Origin of the sequence: Ruegeria sp. HKCCD8929, from assembly GCF_013031405.1 — a bacterium.
In the GTDB taxonomy this organism is placed as follows: Bacteria; Pseudomonadota; Alphaproteobacteria; order Rhodobacterales; family Rhodobacteraceae; genus Ruegeria.
This window is the reverse complement of sequence record NZ_WPZY01000003.1, coordinates 176,359-196,937: the sequence shown is the minus strand read 5'-3', so window position 1 is coordinate 196,937 and position 20,579 is coordinate 176,359. Positions and strand designations below refer to the sequence as shown.

General features: G+C 64.4%; 16 protein-coding genes. 7 read left to right on the top strand and 9 right to left on the bottom strand.

Annotated features, from left to right (window positions below):
* Nucleotides 1-53: 53 nt before the first annotated feature.
* Nucleotides 54-482 carry an Lrp/AsnC family transcriptional regulator gene (locus GOX53_RS05960; RefSeq protein ID WP_171174383.1) on the top strand — a complete coding sequence of 143 codons (429 nt, stop codon included), beginning with the start codon at nt 54-56 and terminating at the stop codon, nt 480-482.
* A 23-nt stretch (nt 483-505) separates the two neighbouring features.
* Here the strand turns inward: GOX53_RS05960 and GOX53_RS05955 are convergent, their stop codons facing one another.
* Nucleotides 506-1,264: a DeoR/GlpR family DNA-binding transcription regulator gene (locus GOX53_RS05955; RefSeq protein ID WP_171174381.1), complete on the bottom strand. Its 759-nt coding sequence runs from the start codon at nt 1,262-1,264 to the stop codon at nt 506-508.
* Nucleotides 1,265-1,544: 280 nt separating this feature from the next.
* Between GOX53_RS05955 and glpD the strand changes: the two genes are divergently transcribed.
* Genes glpD through GOX53_RS05940 form a run of 3 tightly spaced genes read left to right on the top strand, consistent with a single transcriptional unit; the run spans nt 1,545 to nt 5,831 of the window.
* Nucleotides 1,545-3,179, top strand: coding sequence for a glycerol-3-phosphate dehydrogenase (glpD, locus tag GOX53_RS05950; protein WP_171174379.1), 1,635 nt, complete (start codon nt 1,545-1,547; stop codon nt 3,177-3,179).
* 16 nt (nt 3,180-3,195) lie between these two features.
* Entirely contained in the window at nt 3,196-4,683 is a 1,488-nt protein-coding gene (gene glpK, locus GOX53_RS05945; protein WP_171174377.1) for a glycerol kinase GlpK, read from the top strand.
* Nucleotides 4,683-5,831, top strand: coding sequence for an iron-containing alcohol dehydrogenase (locus GOX53_RS05940; RefSeq protein WP_171174375.1), 1,149 nt, complete (start codon nt 4,683-4,685; stop codon nt 5,829-5,831). Before glpK ends, GOX53_RS05940 begins: the two co-directional genes overlap by 1 nt.
* Nucleotides 5,832-5,891: 60 nt before the next feature.
* Here GOX53_RS05940 and GOX53_RS05935 read toward each other — a convergent pair whose 3' ends face one another.
* From GOX53_RS05935 to metG, 3 genes are all read right to left on the bottom strand, one after another.
* Entirely contained in the window at nt 5,892-9,044 is a 3,153-nt protein-coding gene (locus GOX53_RS05935) for an efflux RND transporter permease subunit (RefSeq protein WP_171174374.1), read from the bottom strand.
* A gap of 3 nt (nt 9,045-9,047) precedes the next feature.
* Nucleotides 9,048-10,217 carry an efflux RND transporter periplasmic adaptor subunit gene (locus GOX53_RS05930; protein ID WP_171174372.1) on the bottom strand — a complete coding sequence of 390 codons (1,170 nt, stop codon included), beginning with the start codon at nt 10,215-10,217 and terminating at the stop codon, nt 9,048-9,050.
* Between the two features lie 319 nt (nt 10,218-10,536).
* On the bottom strand, nt 10,537-12,255 hold the full coding sequence (gene metG / locus GOX53_RS05925; RefSeq protein WP_171174370.1) for a methionine--tRNA ligase: 1,719 nt from the start codon (nt 12,253-12,255) through the stop codon (nt 10,537-10,539).
* A 256-nt stretch (nt 12,256-12,511) separates the two neighbouring features.
* On the opposite strand from metG, the gene GOX53_RS05920 reads away from it, so the two are divergent.
* Both GOX53_RS05920 and GOX53_RS05915 read left to right on the top strand, forming a co-directional pair.
* On the top strand, nt 12,512-13,234 hold the full coding sequence (locus tag GOX53_RS05920; protein WP_171174368.1) for an OB-fold-containig protein: 723 nt from the start codon (nt 12,512-12,514) through the stop codon (nt 13,232-13,234).
* A 30-nt stretch (nt 13,235-13,264) separates the two neighbouring features.
* Entirely contained in the window at nt 13,265-14,935 is a 1,671-nt protein-coding gene (locus GOX53_RS05915) for a flotillin family protein (protein WP_171174366.1), read from the top strand.
* Nucleotides 14,936-15,070: 135 nt separating this feature from the next.
* On the opposite strand, the gene GOX53_RS05910 is transcribed toward GOX53_RS05915, so the two are convergent.
* From GOX53_RS05910 to GOX53_RS05895, 4 genes are all read right to left on the bottom strand, one after another.
* The gene (locus GOX53_RS05910) at nt 15,071-16,294 is read right to left on the bottom strand and encodes an MFS transporter (protein WP_171174364.1); all 1,224 of its coding nucleotides are present in this window, start codon (nt 16,292-16,294) and stop codon (nt 15,071-15,073) included.
* Nucleotides 16,295-16,380: 86 nt separating this feature from the next.
* Nucleotides 16,381-17,007 carry a YceI family protein gene (locus GOX53_RS05905; RefSeq protein WP_171174362.1) on the bottom strand — a complete coding sequence of 209 codons (627 nt, stop codon included), beginning with the start codon at nt 17,005-17,007 and terminating at the stop codon, nt 16,381-16,383.
* Nucleotides 17,004-18,218 (bottom strand): CynX/NimT family MFS transporter, encoded by a 1,215-nt coding sequence (locus GOX53_RS05900; protein WP_171174360.1) that lies wholly within the window; start codon nt 18,216-18,218, stop codon nt 17,004-17,006. The genes GOX53_RS05905 and GOX53_RS05900 overlap by 4 nt, the downstream gene beginning before the upstream one ends.
* Nucleotides 18,219-18,288: 70 nt before the next feature.
* Entirely contained in the window at nt 18,289-18,909 is a 621-nt protein-coding gene (locus GOX53_RS05895; RefSeq protein WP_171174358.1) for an ImuA family protein, read from the bottom strand.
* Nucleotides 18,910-19,145: 236 nt separating this feature from the next.
* Between GOX53_RS05895 and GOX53_RS30270 the strand changes: the two genes are divergently transcribed.
* Nucleotides 19,146-20,036, top strand: coding sequence for an adenylate/guanylate cyclase domain-containing protein (locus GOX53_RS30270; RefSeq protein ID WP_171174356.1), 891 nt, complete (start codon nt 19,146-19,148; stop codon nt 20,034-20,036).
* Nucleotides 20,037-20,112: 76 nt separating this feature from the next.
* On the opposite strand, the gene GOX53_RS05885 is transcribed toward GOX53_RS30270, so the two are convergent.
* Nucleotides 20,113-20,511, bottom strand: a complete 399-nt coding sequence (locus GOX53_RS05885) for a rhodanese-like domain-containing protein (protein ID WP_171174354.1) — start codon at nt 20,509-20,511, stop codon at nt 20,113-20,115.
* Nucleotides 20,512-20,579 lie beyond the last annotated feature (68 nt).

Genomic DNA, 20,579 nt, shown 5'->3' with positions numbered 1-20,579 from the left:
AAGAGATCAAATTGCTCAAAAAGGAACTTGGATGACCGAAACGGAATGACAAAATGGACGATCTGGATGCCCGCCTTCTGGCGGCGCTGCATCGCGACGCGCGGGCCTCGCTGTCGGAACTGGCCGAGCACCTGGGGGTGACGCGTACAACCGTGCGCACGCGCTTGCAGCGCCTCAAGCGCGAGGGCGAGATCGTGGGCTTTACCGTCGTGACCCGCCGCGACGTGGCGCAGAGCCCGGTGCGCGGCCTGATGATGCTGGGGATCGAGGGGCGCGGGACCGAGCGGATCAGGTCTCGCATCTCGGCCATGCCGCAGGTGCGGGCAGTTCACTCGACCAATGGGACCTGGGACCTGATCGCCGAGATCGGCACCGAAACGCTGGAGGAGCTGGACGGGGTGCTGTTCGACATACGCCGCATGGACGGGGTGACGCGGTCGGAAACCAACCTGCTGCTGTCGACCCGCAAGGGGCGGGTCTGACCGCCGGGCGCCAAGATCCGTGCTCAGCCCAACTCGACCCGCGTGCCCCAGTCCGCACAGCGCTGCGCCAGATCGGCGGGCAGCGGCAGGTCGGTATAGAACGCATCGACACTGGACAGCGACGCGATCCGCGCCGGTGCCGTGCGCTGGAATTTGGAGTGATCGGCTACCAGAAAGGTCTGCCGGGCCCGGCCGATGATCGTCTGGCTGACATTGACCTCCTGAAAGTCGAAATCCAGAAGATCGCCGTCCAGATCCAGCGCCGAGCAGCCGATGATGGCGTAATCGAACTTGAACCGCTCGATCATCGACACGGTCAGATTGCCGATCAGCCCGCCATCCGAACGGCGCAGTACGCCACCCGCCACCACGATCTGGCACTCGGGGTTCGAGACCAGAATATTCGCCACGTTCATGTTGTTGGTCACCACCATCAGGTTCTTGTGAGACAACAGCTCACGCGCCACCGCCTCGGTCGAGGTGCCGATATTGAGGAAAAGCGAGGCACCGTCCGGGATGTCGGCGGCGCATTTGCGGGCGATCCTGACTTTGGCCTCTTCGTTCAGGCCGCGCCGGTCCTCGTAGCCGATATTTGACACGCCCGAATGCAGCACCGCCCCGCCATGCACCCGGTCGAGCCTGCCCGCCTCGGACAGTTCGGTCAGGTCGCGGCGGATGGTCTGGACCGTGACGCCAAAGCGCTCGGCCAGATCCTCGACCGTCACCCGGCCCTCGACCCGGGCGATTTCGAGGATGTCCGACTGGCGGAATGAGAGTGACATACATGCCCCCAAGTTTCTGGTTCGCTCACTTTCGATGTTTTTCAGGTCTCATGCAAAATCTTTCGCGGATCGCGCAAGCGAGAAAAATGAAGCACGACCGAGGAAAAACCGACTATGCGGGAAAGACGTGATGCAGGTTTCGCGGCGTGACCCACATGCCTCAGGGGGCGGGTTCGCCATGCGGGGCGGAATTTGCGTTTTAGCGCTATACGTAGCAATCTGGCAAGAAAACGAACATAATCGAAAAAGAAAGTTGACCTACCGAAGGTAAATCGCATTAATGTGCCCATCTTCACAACAGGAGAGTCGGGTGGTGGCGCATAGCCGGGAAACGGAGGTCTGCGACCTCTTCATCATTGGCGGGGGGATCAACGGCTGCGGCATCGCGCGCGATGCGACGGGGCGGGGTCTGTCGGTCACGCTGGCCGAGATGAACGACCTGGCCTCGGCCACGTCCTCGGCCTCGACCAAGCTGTTTCACGGCGGGCTGCGCTATCTGGAATATTTCGAGGTCCGTCTGGTGCGCGAGGCGCTGATCGAGCGTGAAACCCTGCTGCGCGCCATGCCGCATATCAGTTGGCCGATGCGTTTCGTGCTGCCCTACCACCGCGACATGCGGTTCGACGCCGAAACGCCCACCTCGCGGCTCCTGAGCCGGGTGATGCCGTGGATGCGCGGGCGCCGTCCGGCCTGGCTGATCCGCCTCGGCCTGTTCCTCTATGACAATCTGGGCGGGCGAAAGATCCTGCCGGGCACCCGCTCGCTGGATCTGCAAACCGAGCCGGAGGGCCGGCCGCTGCACGAGAGATTCCGCCGCGCCTATGAGTATTCCGACTGCTGGATCGAGGATTCGCGGCTGGTCGTGCTGAATGCGCGCGACGCCGAGGCGCGCGGGGCGGAAATCCTGGTCCGGACCGAGGTGATCTCGGCCGAGCGTGCAGGCGATCTGTGGGAGGTCACGATCCGCGACATCGACCGCGATGAAACCCGCACCGTGCGCGCGCGGATGCTGGTGAATGCCGGGGGGCCATGGGTCGGCGACATCATCCAAAGCCGCATCCGCATCAACTCGCGCGAAGGGGTGCGGCTGGTCCGCGGCAGCCATATCGTGACGCGCAAGCTGTTCGATCACGACAAATGCTATTTCTTCCAGGGCGAGGATGGCCGCATCATCTTTGCCATTCCCTACGAGACCGATTTCACCCTGATCGGCACCACCGATCAGGACCATCCCGACCCGTCGCAGCCGCCGGCCTGCACCGAGGCCGAGCAGGACTATCTCTGCGCCTTCGCGTCGAAGTATTTCCGCCAGCCGGTCACGCGCGATGATATCGTCTGGACCTATTCCGGCGTGCGCCCGCTCTATGACGATGGCGCCAGCAGCGCTACGGCGGCGACGCGGGACTATACGCTCAAGGTGGATAATGGCGGCGGGGCGCCGGTGCTCAACGTCTTCGGCGGCAAGATCACCACCTATCGGAGGCTGGCCGAAAGCGCGATGGACAAGATCGCCGAATATTTCCCCGGCCTGTCCGGACGCTGGACCGCAGGTGTGCCGCTGCCCGGTGGAGACTTTCCGGTGGATGGAGTCGAAGACCTGATCGCGCGCCTGCGGGCCGATCACCCCTATCTCACCGAGTTCTGGGCCCGGCGGCTGGTGCGCGCCTATGGCAGCGAAGCGGCGCAGGTTCTGGGCGACGCCAAGGCCGCAAGCGATCTGGGCGAGGATTTCGGCGCCACTCTGACTGCGCCCGAGATCGCGTGGCTGATGGATCGCGAATACGCCCGCACAGCCGAGGATGTGGTCTGGCGGCGCAACAAGCTGGGGCTGCGGCTGAACCCGGAACAGATCGCCGCGCTGGACGCCTGGATGGCGGCGCGGCGCAAGAACGGCACATCTGCTGCGGCAGAGTAGAGAGGGAAAGACGAAGATGACCCATATTCTTGCCATCGATCAGGGAACCACCTCGTCCCGCGCGATCATCTTCGATGCGAAGATGTCGGTTGTTGCGGTCGCGCAAGAGGAATTCACCCAGCATTTCCCCGCCTCGGGCTGGGTCGAGCATGACCCTGCCGACCTGTGGTCGACCACCGCCGGGACCTGCCGAGAAGCGATCGAGCGGGCCGGGCTTGCGACTGGGGACATCGCCGCCATCGGCATCACCAACCAGCGCGAAACGACGCTGGTCTGGGACCGTGCCACCGGCAAACCGATCCACAACGCCATCGTCTGGCAGGACCGCCGCACCGCCGAGATGTGCCGCAGCCTGCGCGAGGCGGGGCATGAGGGCATGGTCACCGACCGGACGGGCCTGCTGCTCGATCCCTATTTCTCGGGCACCAAGCTTGCCTGGCTGTTGGACAATGTGGATGGCGCCCGCGAACGCGCCGAGGCGGGTGAGCTGCTCTTTGGCACCGTCGACAGCTTCCTGATCTGGAAGCTGACCGGCGGCAAGGTGCACGCGACCGACGCCACCAACGCCGCCCGCACGCTGCTCTATGACATCCGCAAGGGACGGTGGAGCACCACCATCTGCGGCCTGCTGAACATCCCTGTATCGATGCTGCCCGAGGTACGCGATTGCGCATCCGATTTTGGCTCCACGCGACCTGACCTGTTCGGGCGCGAGATCCCGATCCTCGGGGTGGCGGGCGACCAGCAGGCCGCCACGGTAGGGCAGGCCTGTTTCGCGCCCGGCATGCTCAAATCGACCTATGGAACGGGGTGCTTCGCGCTGCTCAACACTGGCGACACGCCGGTACGGTCGCAGAACAAGCTGCTGACCACCATCGCCTATCAGTTGGACGGCAAACCCACGTATGCGCTCGAGGGCTCGATCTTCATCGCCGGCGCCGTGGTGCAATGGCTGCGCGACGGGCTCAAGATCATCCGCGAGGCGCGCGAGACGCAACCCATGGCGCAAGCTGCCGACGAGACACAGAACCTGGTGCTGGTGCCCGCCTTTGTCGGGCTTGGCGCGCCCTATTGGAACGCCGAATGCCGGGGCGCGGTCTATGGGCTGACCCGCAATTCGGGACCTGAGGAATTCGCCCGTGCCGCACTGGAAAGCGTGGGCTACCAAACCCGCGATCTGCTTGAGGCGATGCAGGCCGACTGGGGCGCGGGCGAGGCACAGCAGGTGCTGCGCGTCGATGGCGGCATGAGCGCGTCCGATTGGGCGATGCAGTTCCTGTCGGACATTCTGGGCGCACCGGTGGACCGGCCCAAGGTGCTGGAGACCACGGCGCTGGGGGCGGCGTGGCTGGCGGGCATGAAGGCCGGTATCTATCCCGACATGGACGGCTTCGCCCGCGAGTGGGCGCTGGAGCGGCGCTTTGATCCGGGGATGGAGGACAGCCTGCGCGCCGAGAAATACGCCCGCTGGAAACGCGCGGTCTCCGCGACAACACAGGTCTGATGCCCGACCCGGCGACGCCTTTTACCTTTGCCACTGCCAGGCAGATCCAGTTTGGCCGGGGCGTGTCCGATAAGATGGTCGAGATCGCCTCGGGCTTTGGCAAGCGGGTGCTGCTGGTGCATGGCGCCTCGGGCCGGGGCGTTGATCGGACCTTGCGGGATTGCGCGGATCATGACGTGGAAGTCACCCGCATCGCCTGCCCGTGCGAACCCGATCTGGACATGCTGACCGCGGCACTGGCCGAGGCGCGCCCGGCTCGGCCCGATTGCGTATTGTCCCTGGGCGGTGGCTCGGTGATCGACCTGGGCAAGGCGCTGGCGGCCCTGCTGCCTGCAACCGGTGACGTGCTGGACCATCTTGAGGTCGTGGGGCAGGGCCTACCTCTCACTGCCGACCCGCTCCCCTTCATCGCGGTCCCGACCACCGCTGGAACCGGGGCCGAGGTCACCCGCAACGCGGTGATCGGTGTGCCGGAACACCGGCGCAAGGTCAGCCTGCGCGATGCGCGAATGATGCCCGATGTGGCGCTGGTCGATCCCGCGCTGACCGACAACGCCCCGCGCGCGCTCACGCTCGCCTCGGGGCTGGATGCGGTCACGCAGGTGATCGAGCCTTATCTTTGTAACCGGACCAACCCGCTCACCGATGTGCTCTGCCGCGACGCGATCCTGCGCGGGCTGGGGGCCCTGAACCGGCTGATGCGGGGCGAAGACGAAACCGCCCGGGACGACATGGCGCTGACTTCGCTCTACGGCGGTCTGGCGTTGGCCAACGCCGGACTGGGAGCCGTGCATGGGTTGGCCGGGGTGATTGGTGGCATGGCCCCCGGTGCGCCGCACGGGGCGATCTGCGGGGCGTTGCTGCCCCATGCGCTGGCGGCAAATGCAGCAGCGGTTCCAGCAGGCTCGGATACCGCCCGCCGGATCGCGCAGGTGCAAGGGTGGATCACCCGGCATCTGAACCTTGATCACATCGGTGCCTTTCCCGATTGGACACGCCGGAACGGCCTGCCGGCCCTGGCTGCCATGGGTGTCCGCTCCGGCGATCACGCGGCAATCGCCAAGGCCGCGCAGACCTCTTCCTCGATGAAGGCCAACCCGGTTCCTCTGTCCGAGCAGGTGTTGCAGGACATCTTGGCCGCCGCCTGAAACCCAGCCAAAGAAAAACGCCCCATGACCGGCATGGGACGTTTCGTTAGTCAGGTCCGATCACTCTGCCGGAGTTGTGGTGTCCTCAGGTGGCGCAGACGTCTTGCGCCCAATACCCTTGACCCATTCCCGCAGCCCCTGCATCACCGCGTAGAGCACCGGAACAAGGATCACGCCCACCACGGTCGCGGCCAGCATGCCGCCAAAGACCGCGATGCCGATGGCCTTCTGGCTCGACGCACCCGCGCCGCTCGCCGCCAGCAGTGGCACCACGCCCAGCAGGAAGGACAGCGCCGTCATCATCACCGCGCGGAACCGCTGATGCGCCGCTTCGGCTGCCGCCTCGCGGATCGAGAGGCCCTTGGCCCGCTGCTCCATCGCGAACTCGACGATCAGAATGCCGTTCTTCGAGGCGAGCCCCACCAGCATGATCATCCCGATTTGCGTGTAAAGGTTGATGTCGCTGCCCACCACGGCCACCGCCGCCACCGCGCCAAACAGCGCCACGATGACCGACAGCAGGATCGAAACCGGCATGGTCCAGCTTTCATACTGCCCCACCAGGAACAGATAACCGAACAGAACCGCCAGCCCCAGGATCACCTGCACCAGCCCGCCCGATGAGAGCTGTTGCTGCGCCGTACCGGTCCATTCGAAGGCGTAACCGGGGGGCAGGGCGGTGGCCGATTCCTCTGTCATCACCGTAATCGCATCCCCTGTAGACAGCCCCGGCGCCGGCACCGCCGTCACCGTTGCCGACCGGAACAGGTTGTGCCGTTTGAGCAGCACCGGGCCCAGCACGTTCTCGACATCGACCAGCGTGCCCAGCGGCACCATCTCTCCTTGCGTCGAGCGCACATAGAGGTTCGAGATATCGTCGACCTTGTCGCGGTAGGACCCCTCGGCCTGGATCATCACCCGATAGACCCGCCCGAACAGGTTGAAGTCGTTGACGTAGTAGGACCCCAGATGCGCCTGCATGGTCTGGAATATCTCGGCCACCGACACCTGCAGCGTCTTGGCCTTTTCCCGGTCCAGATCGACGAACAGCTGCGGCACGTTCGCGCGGAAGGTGGTGTAGGATTGCGCGATCTCGGGCCGCTGGTTTGCCGCATAGACGAATGAGCCAACCGCCGCGGCCAGATCCTGCGCCGAACCGCCACCGGTCTGCTGCACCTCCATCTCGACGCCGGCCGACATGCCGAGGCCCTGAATGGGCGGCGGGTTGAAGGCGACGATCGAGGCAGCGGATTCACCATACGCCACGCCCAGAACCTTCTGCAGGATGGCATCGGCGCTCAGATCGTCCTCTTGCCGGTCGTCCCAGTTGTCGAGGTTGACGATGATCATCGCCCCGTTCGAACTCAGCCCGTTCAGCAGCGAGAACCCGTTGACCAGAACCGTGTTGGCCACGCCCGGGATCTGCGACAGCTTTTCGTTGACCCGCGCGGTGACCGTCTCGGTGCGGTTCAGCGTGGCCGCATCGGGCAGTTGCACATCGACGAAAAGATACCCGTTGTCCTCCAGCGGGATAAAACCTTTGGAGGTTTTGGACATGATCGTTCCGGCCCCCAAGGCGAGACCGGCGATGATCGCCAGCGAGATCACCGGAATGCGCAGCAGCCGCCGCACGACGCTCAGATACCCGCCGCGCACGGTGCCGATCAGGTTTTCGAACAAGGCCAGCAGCCCCTTGGGTGGCCCGGACCGGGGCCGCAGCACCAGCCCGCACAGGGCAGGCGACAGCGTCAGCGCGTTGATCGATGAAATCACAACGGCGGTCGAAATGGTGACCGCGAACTGCGAATAGAGCCGCCCGGTAATGCCCGGCATGAAGGTCACCGGCACGAACACCGCCAGCAGCACCAGCGTGGTGGCGATCACCGGGCCAGTGATCTGACCCATTGCTTTGCGGGTGGCCTCGGGCGGGCTCAGACCCTCTTCGGCGATGATGCGTTCGACGTTCTCCACCACCACGATGGCGTCATCCACCACGATGCCGATGGCCAGCACCAACGCAAACAGCGAGATGGTGTTGAGCGACATGCCGAAGGCCAGCAAAAAGGCGAAGGTGCCGATCAGCGAGACCGGGATGGCCACCGCCGGGATGATCGTCGCCCGCCAACTGCCCAGAAAGATGAACACGACCGAGATCACCAGCGTGAAGGTCAGCATCAATGTCGTGACCACGTCGTTCAGCGACTGTTCGACGAAATCGGTGGTGTCGAAGGGGACCTGGTATTCGACATCCGCCGGGAAGGCCCGCGACAAGCGATCAAGCTCGGCCCGCACCCGCTCGGCCACCGCCAATGCGTTGGCGCCTGGGGCCTGATAGATGCCCAGAACCGTCGCCGGATCGCCCTGGAAGAAGCCCGAGGCCGAATAGAACTGCGCCCCCAGTTCGACCCGCGCGATATCCTTGATCCGCACGATCGAGCCCGCATCCCCGGTGCGGATCACGATATCTTCGAACTCATCGACGGTGGTCAGGCGGCCCTTGGTCTTGATCGTGTATTGAAAGGTCTGCCCCTCGGGCGCGGGCGGTGCGCCGATGGAACCTGCGGAAACCTCGATATTCTGTTCGCGCACGGCGTTGATCACGTCCCCCGGCGCAATCGACAGCGCCGCCATCTTGTCCGGGTCCATCCACACCCGCATGGCGTATTGCAGGTCGGTCAGCACGTCGGCCCTGCCCACACCCTGCACCCGCGACAGCGCGTCCTTGAGATTGATCGAGGCATAGTTCGACAAGAACACGCTGTCATAGGTGTCGTTGGGCGAGGTCAGGGTGACCACCAACAGCATGTTGGTCGAGGATTTCTGGGTCACCACGCCGGACGAAGTCACTTCGGTCGGCAGCGAGGCCATGGCCTGCGCCACCCGGTTCTGCACGTTGACCGAGGCGATATCGGGGTCGGTGCCAACCTCGAAGGTGATGTTCAGCGAATACGATCCGTTATCGGCCGATGTAGACGTCATGTATAACATGTCGTCCACGCCGTTCACCTGCGCCTCGATGGGCGCGGCGACCGTATTTTCCACCGTTTCGGCATTGGCGCCGGTGTAGTTGGCCGAGACGCTGACCACCGGCGGGGTGATATCCGGGAACTGCGCCACCGGCAGCACCATGTAACCGATGCCGCCCATGATGGTCAGCACCAGCGAGATCACGAGCGCCAGCTTGGGCCGGCTGATGAAAAGGGCTGAGAACATCCGTTATTCCCCCGGCTGCTCGGACGCCACGACCGCATCCACGGCAACGCCGGGGCGCACGCGCTGCAGCCCCTCGACGATCACGCTTTCGCCCTCGCGCAGCCCGTCCAGCACGATGATGGCGCTTTCGATACTGTCTCCGGTGGTGATGTAGCGCTGCTCGACCATCTGCTTGTCATTGACCACCAGCACGAAATCGCCGCGTTGATCGCGCTGCAACGCGGCCTGCGGCACCAGTACCCGCTGCGTCGGCTCCAGCGCCTGAATGCGCACATGGACAAAGGCGCCGTCCACGATCAGGCGGCTGGCATTCTCGAACTGCGCCCGGATCGCGATGGCGCCGGTCAGCGGGTCGATGCGGTTGTCGACGAAAACGATCTCACCGGTCTCATCCAGCGCGGTGCCGTTGGGCAGTTCCAGCCGGACCGTGGGGCTCTGGTCGCTTTCCGTCAGCGACGCCGCGGTCTGGTCCAGTTGCTCCAATATCGAGATGAACTGTTTTTCGTTCAGCGAAAAGCTGACATAGATCGGTGCTTCGCGCACCAGCGTGACCAGCGGCGGGTTCGAGGGGCCGACCACATCGCCTTCGCTGGTCGTCACCCGGCCCAAACGCCCGGGGAAGGGCGCGGTGATCTGGGTATAGCTCAGATCCAGTTCCGCCTGCTGGATGGCGGCATGTGCGGATTTGACCTGGGCCGCAGCGACAAGCTCGTTGGCCTGGGCGATGTCACGTTCGGACACCGGCACCGCGTCGCGGGTCAGCAGCTCCTCTTTCCGGGCCAGTTCCACCTTGGCCAGCTCCAGATTGGCCTCGGCCCGGTCCAGATCGGCCTTGCGGGCCTCAAGCGTGGCCTCGTAGAGATCGGGCTCGATCCGGAACAGCAGATCGCCCTCGCGCACCGAGGCGCCGTTCCCGATCAGTTGCTCTTCGAGAAAGCCGTTGACCCGGGCCACGATGTCGACCTTGTCGATGGCTTCGCCGCGCCCGATAAAGATCGCCTCGTCGGTGATCTCCTGCGTATAGGCAGCCGCGATCGACACCTTGGGGGCCGCCCCTTCCTGCGCCAGTACAGGGGAGGCTGCCGCCAGGCACAACACGGCCAAACCATGCCGGATATGGCGCGCGATCAGGCCGCCGGGGCCGGATGTCGAGGGGAGCAGAGCAAAGGGCATGGCGGGGGCCTCATTCTTGATGCGGAATGCGTTTTGAAAACGACCCGGCAAGAAAGGCCGAGTCGATAAGTGTTGAGCACAAGATGACGGTTTTCCGGAAATAGCTCAAGCGATGCGGCAGGGGCTTGTGTGCATGATCCAGAACGAAAAATCCGATCCACCGTAGACGAGTGGCCCCGGCTCGCGCGCCGATGCGGGTTGGCGGGGCAAGCCGCTTGCAAGCGGCTTCAAGCGGTTTGCAAACCGCTTGGTCCAAGGCGTTTGCAAACGCCTTATGCCCGGCGACCACAGGTGCCGGTCATGCCTCGACGGTGCGCGGTCAGTCGCGGGTGCCCGCAAACCGCGCCTGCCAGTCTTCGCGTTGATCGTCGGTGATCTTGGCAAAGAGCACATCCGGCACCGTGAACCCTTGCCCGGCAGGCAGGGCGCTCAGCGCCGCAGCCACATCTTCGGGCCAGCCGTCGTCGGTGGTGTTCATCGCCTCAAGCATCCTGGCGGCGCTATGCGGGATGAACGGTGCGCTCAGCACCGCATAGAGCCGGATCAGGTTCAGACCCAGGCGCACCTGCGCCGCGGCCTTTTCGGGGTCTTCCTTGAAGGTCGACCACGGCGCGGCGGCCTGCAGGTATTCGTTCCCCGCCACCCAGATCGCCCGCAACTCCTGCGCGGATTTGCGGACCTCCATCGCCTCCATGTGGCCCTCATAAGCACGCACGCGGCGGGTCAGCTCCTCGATCAGCGCCTGCTCCTGCGGGCCGTAGTCGCCGCCCTCGGGCACCGCCTCGCCGAATTTCGAGCGGCAGAACTTGGTGATGCGAGAGACGAAATTGCCCAGAACATCGGCCAGGTCCTTGTTCACCGATTGCTGGAACTTCTCCCAGGTGAACTCGCTGTCGCTGCTCTCGGGCGCATGGCTCAACAGCCACCAGCGCCAGTAATCGGCGGGCAGGATCTCCAGCGCCTGATCCATGAAGACGCCACGGCCCTGGCTGGTCGAGAACTGGCCGCCGTCATAGTTCAGGTAGTTGAACGACTTCAGGTGATCGACCAGCTTCCACGGCTCGCCGGAGCCCAGAATGGTCGCCGGGAAGGACAGGGTGTGGAAGGGCACGTTATCCTTGCCCATGAATTGCACGTAACGCACATCGTCGGCGCCCTTGTCGGTGCGCCACCAGCGTTCCCAATCCGCATCCGACTTGCCATTCGCATCGGCCCATTCTCTGGCGCAGGCGATATATTCGATGGGGGCATCGAACCAGACGTAAAAGACCTTGTCCTCCATCCCCGGCCAATCCTCGTCGCCCTTCTTGACCGGAATGCCCCAGTCCAGATCACGGGTGATGCCCCGGTCCTGCAGCCCGTCGCCGTCATGCAGCCATTTCTTGGCAATCGAGGTGGTCAGCACCGGCCAGTCGGTCTTGCTGTCGATCCAGGCATCCAGTTGATCTTTCATGGCCGACTGGCACAGGTACAGATGCTTGGTCTCGCGCACCTCCAGATCGGTGGATCCCGACACAGCCGAGCGCGGCTCGATCAGGTCGGTGGGGTCCAGCTGCTTGGTGCAGTTCTCGCACTGATCGCCGCGTGCGCGCTCGTAGCCGCAATTGGGGCAGGTGCCCTCGATATAGCGGTCGGGCAGGAACCGGCCATCGGCGTTGGAATAGACCTGTTTCTCGACCACTTCACGGATAAGCCCGGCCTCGGCCAGACGCCCGGCGAAATGCTGGGTCAGGCGATGGTTCTGCACGCTGGAAGAGCGCCCGAAATGGTCGAAACTCAGGCCAAAACGCTGGGCGATGTCGGACTGCACCCCGTGCATCTCGGCGCAATACTCCGCCACCGGCTGGCCCGCCTTGGCGGCAGCCAGCTCCGCTGGGGTGCCGTGCTCGTCCGTGGCGCACAGGAACATGACCTCGTTGCCCCGGCCACGCTGGTAACGCGCATAGAGATCGGCGGGCAGCTGCGAGCCGATCAGGTTGCCGAGGTGCTTGATCCCGTTGATATAGGGGATCGCCGAGGTGATGAGAATCCGGGCCATATTTCGTATCCGCGTATCTGTCTGCGCGCCCGTCTATCTCATGTGACGGGTCAGCAAAAGGCCAGCTTTCGACCGAAGCGCGGTTTTCGCATTGAAATGTGGTGAAACGACCGCCCCGGCACTGTGCGGGTTGTGCTTTTTGGCAGTCCGGTCAACACCATAGGTTGAAAACCGGGCTCACAACCTCTTGAAAATCCACCATGACGCACCATATTGATTGTATACCTCTGTATACCAAACCGGGGACTACCTGCTGATGTTCGACTTTCTGCTGCAGGGCGCTTTTGCGCCCTTTACGATGGCGCTCGCCTTGTTGTTCGGCCTTCTCGGGCTGGAACTGGTCGCCCTTTGTCTGGGCGGCAGCCTGATGGCGGGCGAGGGTGAGATTGATGTCGAACTCGGGGATGCGCCCGATATCGACATCGGCAGCCTCGATCTGGATGTCGATGCGGATGTGGATCTGGGCGAGTTCGAACTGGCCGAGGTCGAGGCAGATGCCGAGACGCCTCAGGCGGGGGCCTCCGGCCCGACCGCCTGGCTGGGCCTGGGGCGGATGCCGGTCATGATCTGGCTGGCGGTGCTGCTGATGGGCTTTGGCCTGAGCGGCATGGGCCTGCAACTGGCGCTGCACGACCTCATCGGTGTGAATGCGCCCGCATGGCTGGCCGCGATCCCGGCGGCGGCGTTTGGCCTGTGGTTTGCGCGCGGCTTTGGCGGTGTCTTTGCCCGGCTGCTGCCGCAGACCGAGACCGAGGCGATGTCCGAACGTATGCTGGCCCGCCGCCGCGGCGTGATCACGCAAGGCACCGCCGCGCGCGGACGCCCCGCCGAGGTGCGGGTGACCGACCGTTTCGGCAACGCCCACTACCTGCGGGCCGAGCCCATGCGGGACGGTGAAAGCCTTGCCCAGGGCACAGAGGTGCTGGTGCTGCGCAACCGCAAGAGCGGCACCTTCGTTCTGATCGGCATGTCCGAATAATCAAATACCAACTCTCAAGGAGGATTTTGTATGGAAGTTCAATTCCTGGCTGTTTCCGTTGTGTCTTTCCTGGCGGTTTTGCTGCTGATCGGCCTGATACTGGGCCGTCTCTACCGGCGCGCCACGCGCGAGATATCCCTGGTCAAGACCGGGGCGGGCGGCAAACGGGTGATCATGGACGGCGGCACCATCATCGTGCCGCTGCTGCATGAGGTCAGCCCGGTCAACATGAAAACCCTGCGCCTTGAGGTGCAGCGCAACGGCGATGCCGCACTGATCACGCAGGACCGGATGCGGGTCGATGTGGGGGTCGAGTTCTATGTCTCGGTGATGGCGACCGAGGAGGGTATCGCGCGCGCCGCGCAGACGCTGGGTGATCGCACGTTCGATGTCGAGCAACTGCGCGAGATGATTGAGGGTAAGCTGGTCGATGGCCTGCGCGCCGTGGCCGCGCAAATGACCATGGACGGGCTGCACGAAAACCGCGCCGACTTTGTGCAGGAGGTGCAGAATGCGGTCTCCGAAGACCTGCTCAAGAACGGTCTGTCGCTGGAATCGGTCTCGCTGACCGCTCTGGACCAGACGCCGTTCGAGGCGCTGGATGAGAACAACGCCTTCAACGCCGTTGGTATGCGCAAGCTGGCCGAGGTGATCGCGACCTCGAAGAAAGAGCGCGCGCAGATCGATGCCGATGCCGAGGTCGAGGTGCGCCGTGCCGCAATGGAGGCGGAACGCCAGAAGCTGCTGATCGAACAGGACGAGGCCAAGGCCCGCATCCAGCAGGCGCAGGAGGTCGAGACCATGAAGGCCGCGCAGGAGGCAGAGATCGCCGCCCGCACCGAGGACTCGATGCGTGAAACCGAACGCGCCCGTATCGCGCGCGAGGAAGCGATCCGCGCCGCCGAGATTGAACGCGAGCGCAAGATCCGCGATGCCGAAATCTCGAAAGAGCGTGAACTGGAAGTGGCCGAACAGGAGCGTCAGATCATCATCGCGCAGAAATCCGAAGAGGAAAGCCGCGCCCGTGCCTCCGCCGATCTGGCCCGCGCCGAGGCGACCAAGGCGACCGAGGCGGTGGTGACCGCGCGCGAGGTGGCCGAGGCCGAACGCCTCAAGGAGATCGCGCTGATCGAAGCCACCCGCGAGGCCGAGCGTCAGGCCACCGCCCTGCGTCTGGCCGCGCAGGCCGAGAAAGAGGCCGCCGCCGACCGTGCCGAAGCGCGCCGCGAGGAAGCGCAGGCCGAGGCGGACGCGCTCAACATCCGGGCCGAGGCCAAGAAGAACGACATGCTGGCCGAGGCCGAAGGTAAGCGTGCCATCGTCGAGGCCGACAATGCGCTCTCGCCCGAGCAGATCCGCATGAAGGTCGACCTGGCCCGGATCGAGACGATGCCCGCGATCATCACCGAAATGGTGAAACCTGCAGAAAAGATCGACTCGATCAAGATCCATCAGGTCAGCGGCATCGGCGCGCCCGCCGGCGGTGGTGCGGCCAATAGCGACAAGCCGGTGGTGAACCAGGCGCTCGATTCAATCATGGGCATGGCGGTGCAGATGCCCGCGCTCAAGAAGCTGGGCGAAGAACTGGGCCTGTCGATGGAGCAGGGCGTCGGCGGCCTCGCCAACGGGGCGCTGGGCGCGCCGGAACCCGCCGCCGAAGTGGTGGACGAAGCGGAAGACGAGCCGCGCGTCGAGCACTAAGACCGCAAGGGCCGGGATTTCCCGGCCCTTTTGTTTCGGGCGGGGGAAGCCGCTTGCAAGCGGCTTAAGCGGTTTTCAAACCGCTTCAAGGCGTTTGCAAACGCCTTGGCCCAGTGGAGAGCAAAGCGCCCCTGCCTACTGCCCCTCGCGTGAGCGTTTCAGCAACCGGCCAATGGTGAACGAGGTCCGAGGTGAATAGACGTAATGCGTCCGGTCCTCGGGGGCCGGGCGTGCGCGCATGCGGGTCAGGCCAAACACGATCAGGAACACATGCCCCAGCGCCACAAAAGCAAACAGCGCGCCCGGGCCGTAGAGCTCGATCAGAGACGACGAAACATAGGGTGAGGCAATCGCCCCCAGCGCGTACCAGAACATCAAGGCCGCCGACAGCTCCACCCGTTGTTCGGTGGTGGCGAAATCATTGGCGTGCGCGGCAGAGACCGAAAAGATCGGGAAGGTGGTGAAACCGAAGAACCCCGCCGCCAGCATCACACCGATGGTGCCGGTGCCGCTGGCGGCCATGGTGATGCCGCAGCTCAACACCGCCACCGCCGACAGCCAGATCAGCACCCAGCGCCGGTCGTATTTGTCCGCAAGCCATCCCATCGGATACTGCGCCAGCGCGCCGCCCAGCACGAAGGAGGCCAGGAAAAAGGCGATCTGGTCGATGCCCAGACCGACCTCCTGCCCGTAAACCGGGCCGACCATTCGGAACGAAGCGGAGCTCAGCGCCGCCACGATCACACCCGCGACCGCCAGCGGTGAACAGTGCCAGGCCAACCTGGGGCGCAGGCGTGGTGTGTCGGGGGTCTCGGGCTGGCTGGCCCGGGTCAGCGTCAGCGGCAGCAGCGCGGCGCAGCACAGGATGGCCAGCAGGTTGTACGAGACGTAGGATGCCGGCGGCAGCACCGCGATGATCAACTGCGCACTGAGCGAGGCGCTCATGTCCACGATCCGGTAGATTCCGGTCGCGCGGCCCCGGTTCTCGTTGGTGACCTTCGCGTTCATCCAGGCTTCGATCACCGTATAGCAACCCGCCACGCAAGTGCCAGAGGCAACCCGCAACAGCGCCCAGACATAGGGGCTCTCGGTCAGGGTATGGCCGATCAGCCCCATCGCGCCCATCGCCGTGCAGACCGCAAAGGCGCGGGAATGGCCGACATTGCCCATCAGCCGCGGCGCCCACCAGCAGCCGATGAAAAAGCCCAGGAAATGAGAGGAGCCGAGCAGACCGATCTGGCCGGTGGAGAACCCCAGCGTCAGCCCCGAGATCGCATCGAGCGGGCCAACACCCCCGGTCGAGAGCTGCAACAGAACAACCGAAAGAAACAGGGCGGCAAATGAGATGATCGTACGCATAATGCGCCTACCATGACCGCCCGGTTTCCGGATGCACGAGGTTTATCGACCTCTCCAGGTCGGTTTTGGTGCATGTGACGGAATTATTACGTCTGTCGGATGACGGCCCGGATATCCAGCGTCACCGCATCCCGGACCAGATCGCGATAACCCGAGGCTCCAAAGGCGCGGCGGCTGATGGCACCGCGCAGGCGGAAGCTGAGCTCGCTCAGGTCATCGGCGGCGCTGCCCCGGCGGCGGAACAGGCTGGCCTCAAGCACCACCGGTCTGGTGATATCGCGCACGGTCAGATCGCCGGTGATCCGCGCACCGTCCGACAGCCGTCCACCGGGGCCGAGCTGAACGCGGGTCGAGGTAAAGCGGATGGTCGGAAAGCGCCTCGCGTCCAGCACGTCGGGGCCCAGCATCGCGGTGCGCGCAAAGACCAGATTGGTGCGCGCGCGGGCGACGTCGAGCGTCACATCCGCCCGGCTGCGCGTCAGGTTGGTCGTGTCGATCACGATATCGGCGGACCGGATCGGCATCGTGCCCTTCTGGGCTGAACCGGAAAGCGTAAAGAAGAACCCGACCGACGACGCGCTTTGGTCTAGCCGGTACCGGGCAGGGGCGGCTGACAGCGGAGCGGCCAAGGGCAGGGCGGCAAGGGACAATAGCAGCGTGCGGCGTCCGATCCGCGGGCACCCGACTCCACTATCGATCTCCCGAGCGCTCATACCGTGACCTCGCTCCGCCGTGGGCGCGACCGTTTCAACAGTATCAGCATGATCGCGATGTTCAGGCCGTTCCAGACGATCCCGTTGACGAATGCCAACTGGTAATTGCCGGTCACATCGTAGATCCAGCCCGACATCCACCCGCCAAGCGCCATGCCCAGAATGGTCATCATCAGCACGAACCCCACCCGCGCACCGGCCTCGCGCGGGGGCATGTATTCCCGCACGACCAAAGCGTAGCTGGGCACGATCCCGCCCTGTGCCAAGCCGAACAAGGCGCTGATGAAATAGAGCGAGACCATGCCGTCATAAGGCAGGAACAGGAACAGGGCGGCGCATTGCAGGGCCGATCCGGCCAGCAGGGTTCGCACTCCGCCGAACCGGTCGGCGACCAGCCCCGAGATCACCCGGCTGACCACGCCCCCCAGCAGCATCAGCGACAACATCTCGGCCCCAACGGCCGGGCCATATCCCAGCCCGACGCAATAGGCGACGATGTGAACCTGCGGCATGGACATGGCCACGCAGCAGCCGATCCCGGCAAGACCCAGAAGATATTGCAGGGCGCGCGGCGAGAAGCCGGAACTCTGGGCGTTCAGCTGCGCTGCGACCTCGGCGGTTCCATGCGCCTCGGCCGGGATTTGCCGGCGCAACAGCAGTGAAAGCGGGATGATGACGACCAAAGTGATGACGGCAAGCGTCAGATAAACCTGCTGCCAGCCTTCGCGGGCGAGTATCCCCGACAGCAGGATGGGCCAGATCGCGCCCGACAGATAATTCCCGCTGGCCACCAGAGCCACGGCGATACCCCGCCTGCGCATGAACCAGTGCGAGATATCCGCGATCAGCGGCCCAAACCCCACCGCCGTACCAAGACCCAGCATCAGATGGGTCACCGACAGGGTCAGCATCGACGGGGCGAGGGTGGCCAGAACGTAACCTACCGCGGTCAGGGCGGCGGCACCGATCAGCGCCCGGGTCACACCCAGCCGGTCAACCAGTTGCCCCAGCCACATGTTGCCCAGGGCAAAGCCGATCATCGTCAGCGTATAAGGCATCGACGCCTCGGCCCGGCTGGCGCCGAACTGCGTTTCGATGGCAGGCATCACCACGATCACCGCCCACATGCCCACATTGGCCACGGTGGCGATGGCCAGCGTGATCAGCAACCTGAGCCAGGAATAGCGGCTGTCATGGATCGGGTGGGTCATGGGGGCACGCTAGTGAGCCGCTTGTGCTTTGACCAGTCACAAGTTTCTGAGGCGCTTTTGACCGGGCATGTCATCCCGCATCGGCGCTTTCCGCCACCCGCTCCAGCTCCAGCCCGGCGCGCGGGCGGGTCTGGGTGGCCTGCCACGTTACCGGGGGCAGGGCGCGGGCGCGGCGGCGGGTCAGGCTCCAGCGGCGCAGATCGCCCTGATGCGTTGGCGCCATGTGCCAGCGCGTCTCGATCCCCTGCGCGCCACCCTCGCCGGGGGTCAGCAGCAGCCCCAGCGGCGCCTGTCCCAAGGCACCGCCCTGTTCGGCGGCCAGATGCATCCGCCGCACCGGCGTCAGTCCCGGCGCACCGGGCAGATCGGCGACGATCAGTGGCACCGCACCGCTGCGCAACGCCTCTTCCATGCACCACAGCAGATCCTCGGCCCGCGTGGGACGGATGAAGAGAAACCGCGCCGGATCGGCAAAGGACATCATCCCGTCCGGGTTCAGCTGATCGGCCTCCCATGCGGGCGAAATCCACAGGACCGGCCCCTCGGTCCGGCCCGCCAGCCACAGCGCAAAGCTGCGCCGCGCCGGGCCGCAGGCCTCATGCACGCGGGCCAGCGGCAGGGCGACGGCCGGGTGCGGGCAAAGCGCGGGCACATCGCGCGCAGGTTTGCGGCCAAGAAGGTGAGTCGACATGTAGGCAGCCTAACATGTTCCACTTTTGTTCTCAATCGATGGATTGCCCTATGGACCATTGAGACCCCGCAGACCGTTTCAGCATATTGGCGGTTGCATAGCGCACGACGATAGTTAACCTTGATCAACATTATCATTGGTAGAAACCGGGCCTTCAGGCCCCGACAGAAATCGTTAAGTGTGTGTACAGACAGTTTAAAATAGATACACTTCATTCAAAAAATTCGGGAAACACAGTGGACACCCAACTCGCCACAACGATTATCGCGGATATTTCGGAAAGCACCCCGCTCTACCAGGCCATGGGCGATGACCAGGCGCAGCGGTTGATCCAGCTTGAGATCGACCGGCTCAGGGAGGTGATGCTTGATCATGGCGGCACGCCCGTGGGCCAGAAAGGCGATGACGTTCTCAGCTATTTCGACGATCACGACGCGGCCATTCAGGCGGCTCTGAAAATGATCGAACAGCCGCCGGGCACCATGCTTTCGGTTCATGTGGGCGTGCATCGCGGCGCCATCGTCGTCGCGGAAAAGGGCATCTTTGGCGAGGCCGTGAACCTGACCGCCCGATTGGCCGCGGTGGCCAATCCCGGTGAGGCCTGCGTCAGCGAAGCCGTGGCCGCCATGGTGAAACCCGGCCTCAGGCAATTGCTCAAACCCATCGGCGCGCTGCGCCTGAAGGGGATCAGCGATCCGCTCGAGGTTTTCTCATTGGTCCGCTCCGCCTCCGATCTGAGCACGCAGACACGCCTGCCGCTGCAATTCGGTAGCGGTGACGAGCAGGGATATCCGAGCGAAGCCCTGACGCTCGTCCTCAATCATGGTGGCCGTTCCTGGCGGTGCCGCGAGGGTGGAGAGCTGAAGATCGGCAGGTCATCGCAATGCGATGTGGTTCTGCCGCAGGCATGGGTGTCGCGGCTTCACGCTGTCCTGAGTCTGAAGGATGGCAAGCTGATGCTCGCGGACCGAAGCACGTCGGGAACCTATGTGCAGTTCGACGCGGGCCGGGAAATCCAGCTCAAGCGCGAGGCCGTCATGCTCGCGGACGGAGGCCTGATCTCACCGGCCTTGCCGATCCAGCATGACGATGCGCAATTGCTGGAGTTCGAGATCCTGCGTCGCTGACACTGCGTGACCTGCGCTGACTGCGGTCAGCACCGAATATAGATGCGTAATCCGGAACTGGGCGGCGGGGTTCCGATCAGTCCTTTTTGGCCACCGGTCCGTCCTGTTTGACCCATTCGCCAAATCCACCTTCCAGATGCACGACCGGGTTCAGGCCCATCTCTTGCGCGGCCTTTGCGCTCAGGGCCGACCGCCAGGCGCTGGCGCAGTAGAACACATAGGTCTTGTCCTGATTGAACACCTCCTTGTGATAGGGACTGTCCGGATCGATCCAGAACTCCAGCATGCCGCGCGGGCAGGAAAAGGCGCCGGGGATCATGCCGGACCGCTGCAACTCGCGGATGTCGCGCAGGTCGACGAAGACATGGCCGGGGTCATCATACAGCGCCTTGGCCTCGGCCACGGGCAGGGTTTTGACCACCGAATTGGCCTCGGCCAGCAGGGCCTTGATCCCTTTGGTGATGGTTTGCGGCATCTGTCTGCTCCTTCTTGTCACGTCCAAGGCTTGCCGAAATGCGGCTGCGGCTCAAGAGGGGCTTGTCC

Coding starts and splice junctions, on each gene's coding strand:
- GOX53_RS05905 (WP_171174362.1), bottom strand. CDS start 17,007: ATGAGCGCTCGGGAGATCGATAGTGGAGTCGGGTGCCCGCGGATCGGA.
- GOX53_RS05935 (WP_171174374.1), bottom strand. CDS start 9,044: ATGTTCTCAGCCCTTTTCATCAGCCGGCCCAAGCTGGCGCTCGTGATC.
- GOX53_RS05885 (WP_171174354.1), bottom strand. CDS start 20,511: ATGCCGCAAACCATCACCAAAGGGATCAAGGCCCTGCTGGCCGAGGCC.
- GOX53_RS05940 (WP_171174375.1), top strand. CDS start 4,683: ATGCCCGACCCGGCGACGCCTTTTACCTTTGCCACTGCCAGGCAGATC.
- GOX53_RS05915 (WP_171174366.1), top strand. CDS start 13,265: ATGGAAGTTCAATTCCTGGCTGTTTCCGTTGTGTCTTTCCTGGCGGTT.
- GOX53_RS05895 (WP_171174358.1), bottom strand. CDS start 18,909: ATGTCGACTCACCTTCTTGGCCGCAAACCTGCGCGCGATGTGCCCGCG.
- glpK (WP_171174377.1), top strand. CDS start 3,196: ATGACCCATATTCTTGCCATCGATCAGGGAACCACCTCGTCCCGCGCG.
- metG (WP_171174370.1), bottom strand. CDS start 12,255: ATGGCCCGGATTCTCATCACCTCGGCGATCCCCTATATCAACGGGATC.
- glpD (WP_171174379.1), top strand. CDS start 1,545: ATGTGCCCATCTTCACAACAGGAGAGTCGGGTGGTGGCGCATAGCCGG.
- GOX53_RS05920 (WP_171174368.1), top strand. CDS start 12,512: ATGTTCGACTTTCTGCTGCAGGGCGCTTTTGCGCCCTTTACGATGGCG.
- GOX53_RS05930 (WP_171174372.1), bottom strand. CDS start 10,217: ATGCCCTTTGCTCTGCTCCCCTCGACATCCGGCCCCGGCGGCCTGATC.
- GOX53_RS05960 (WP_171174383.1), top strand. CDS start 54: ATGGACGATCTGGATGCCCGCCTTCTGGCGGCGCTGCATCGCGACGCG.
- GOX53_RS05910 (WP_171174364.1), bottom strand. CDS start 16,294: ATGCGTACGATCATCTCATTTGCCGCCCTGTTTCTTTCGGTTGTTCTG.
- GOX53_RS05955 (WP_171174381.1), bottom strand. CDS start 1,264: ATGTCACTCTCATTCCGCCAGTCGGACATCCTCGAAATCGCCCGGGTC.
- GOX53_RS05900 (WP_171174360.1), bottom strand. CDS start 18,218: ATGACCCACCCGATCCATGACAGCCGCTATTCCTGGCTCAGGTTGCTG.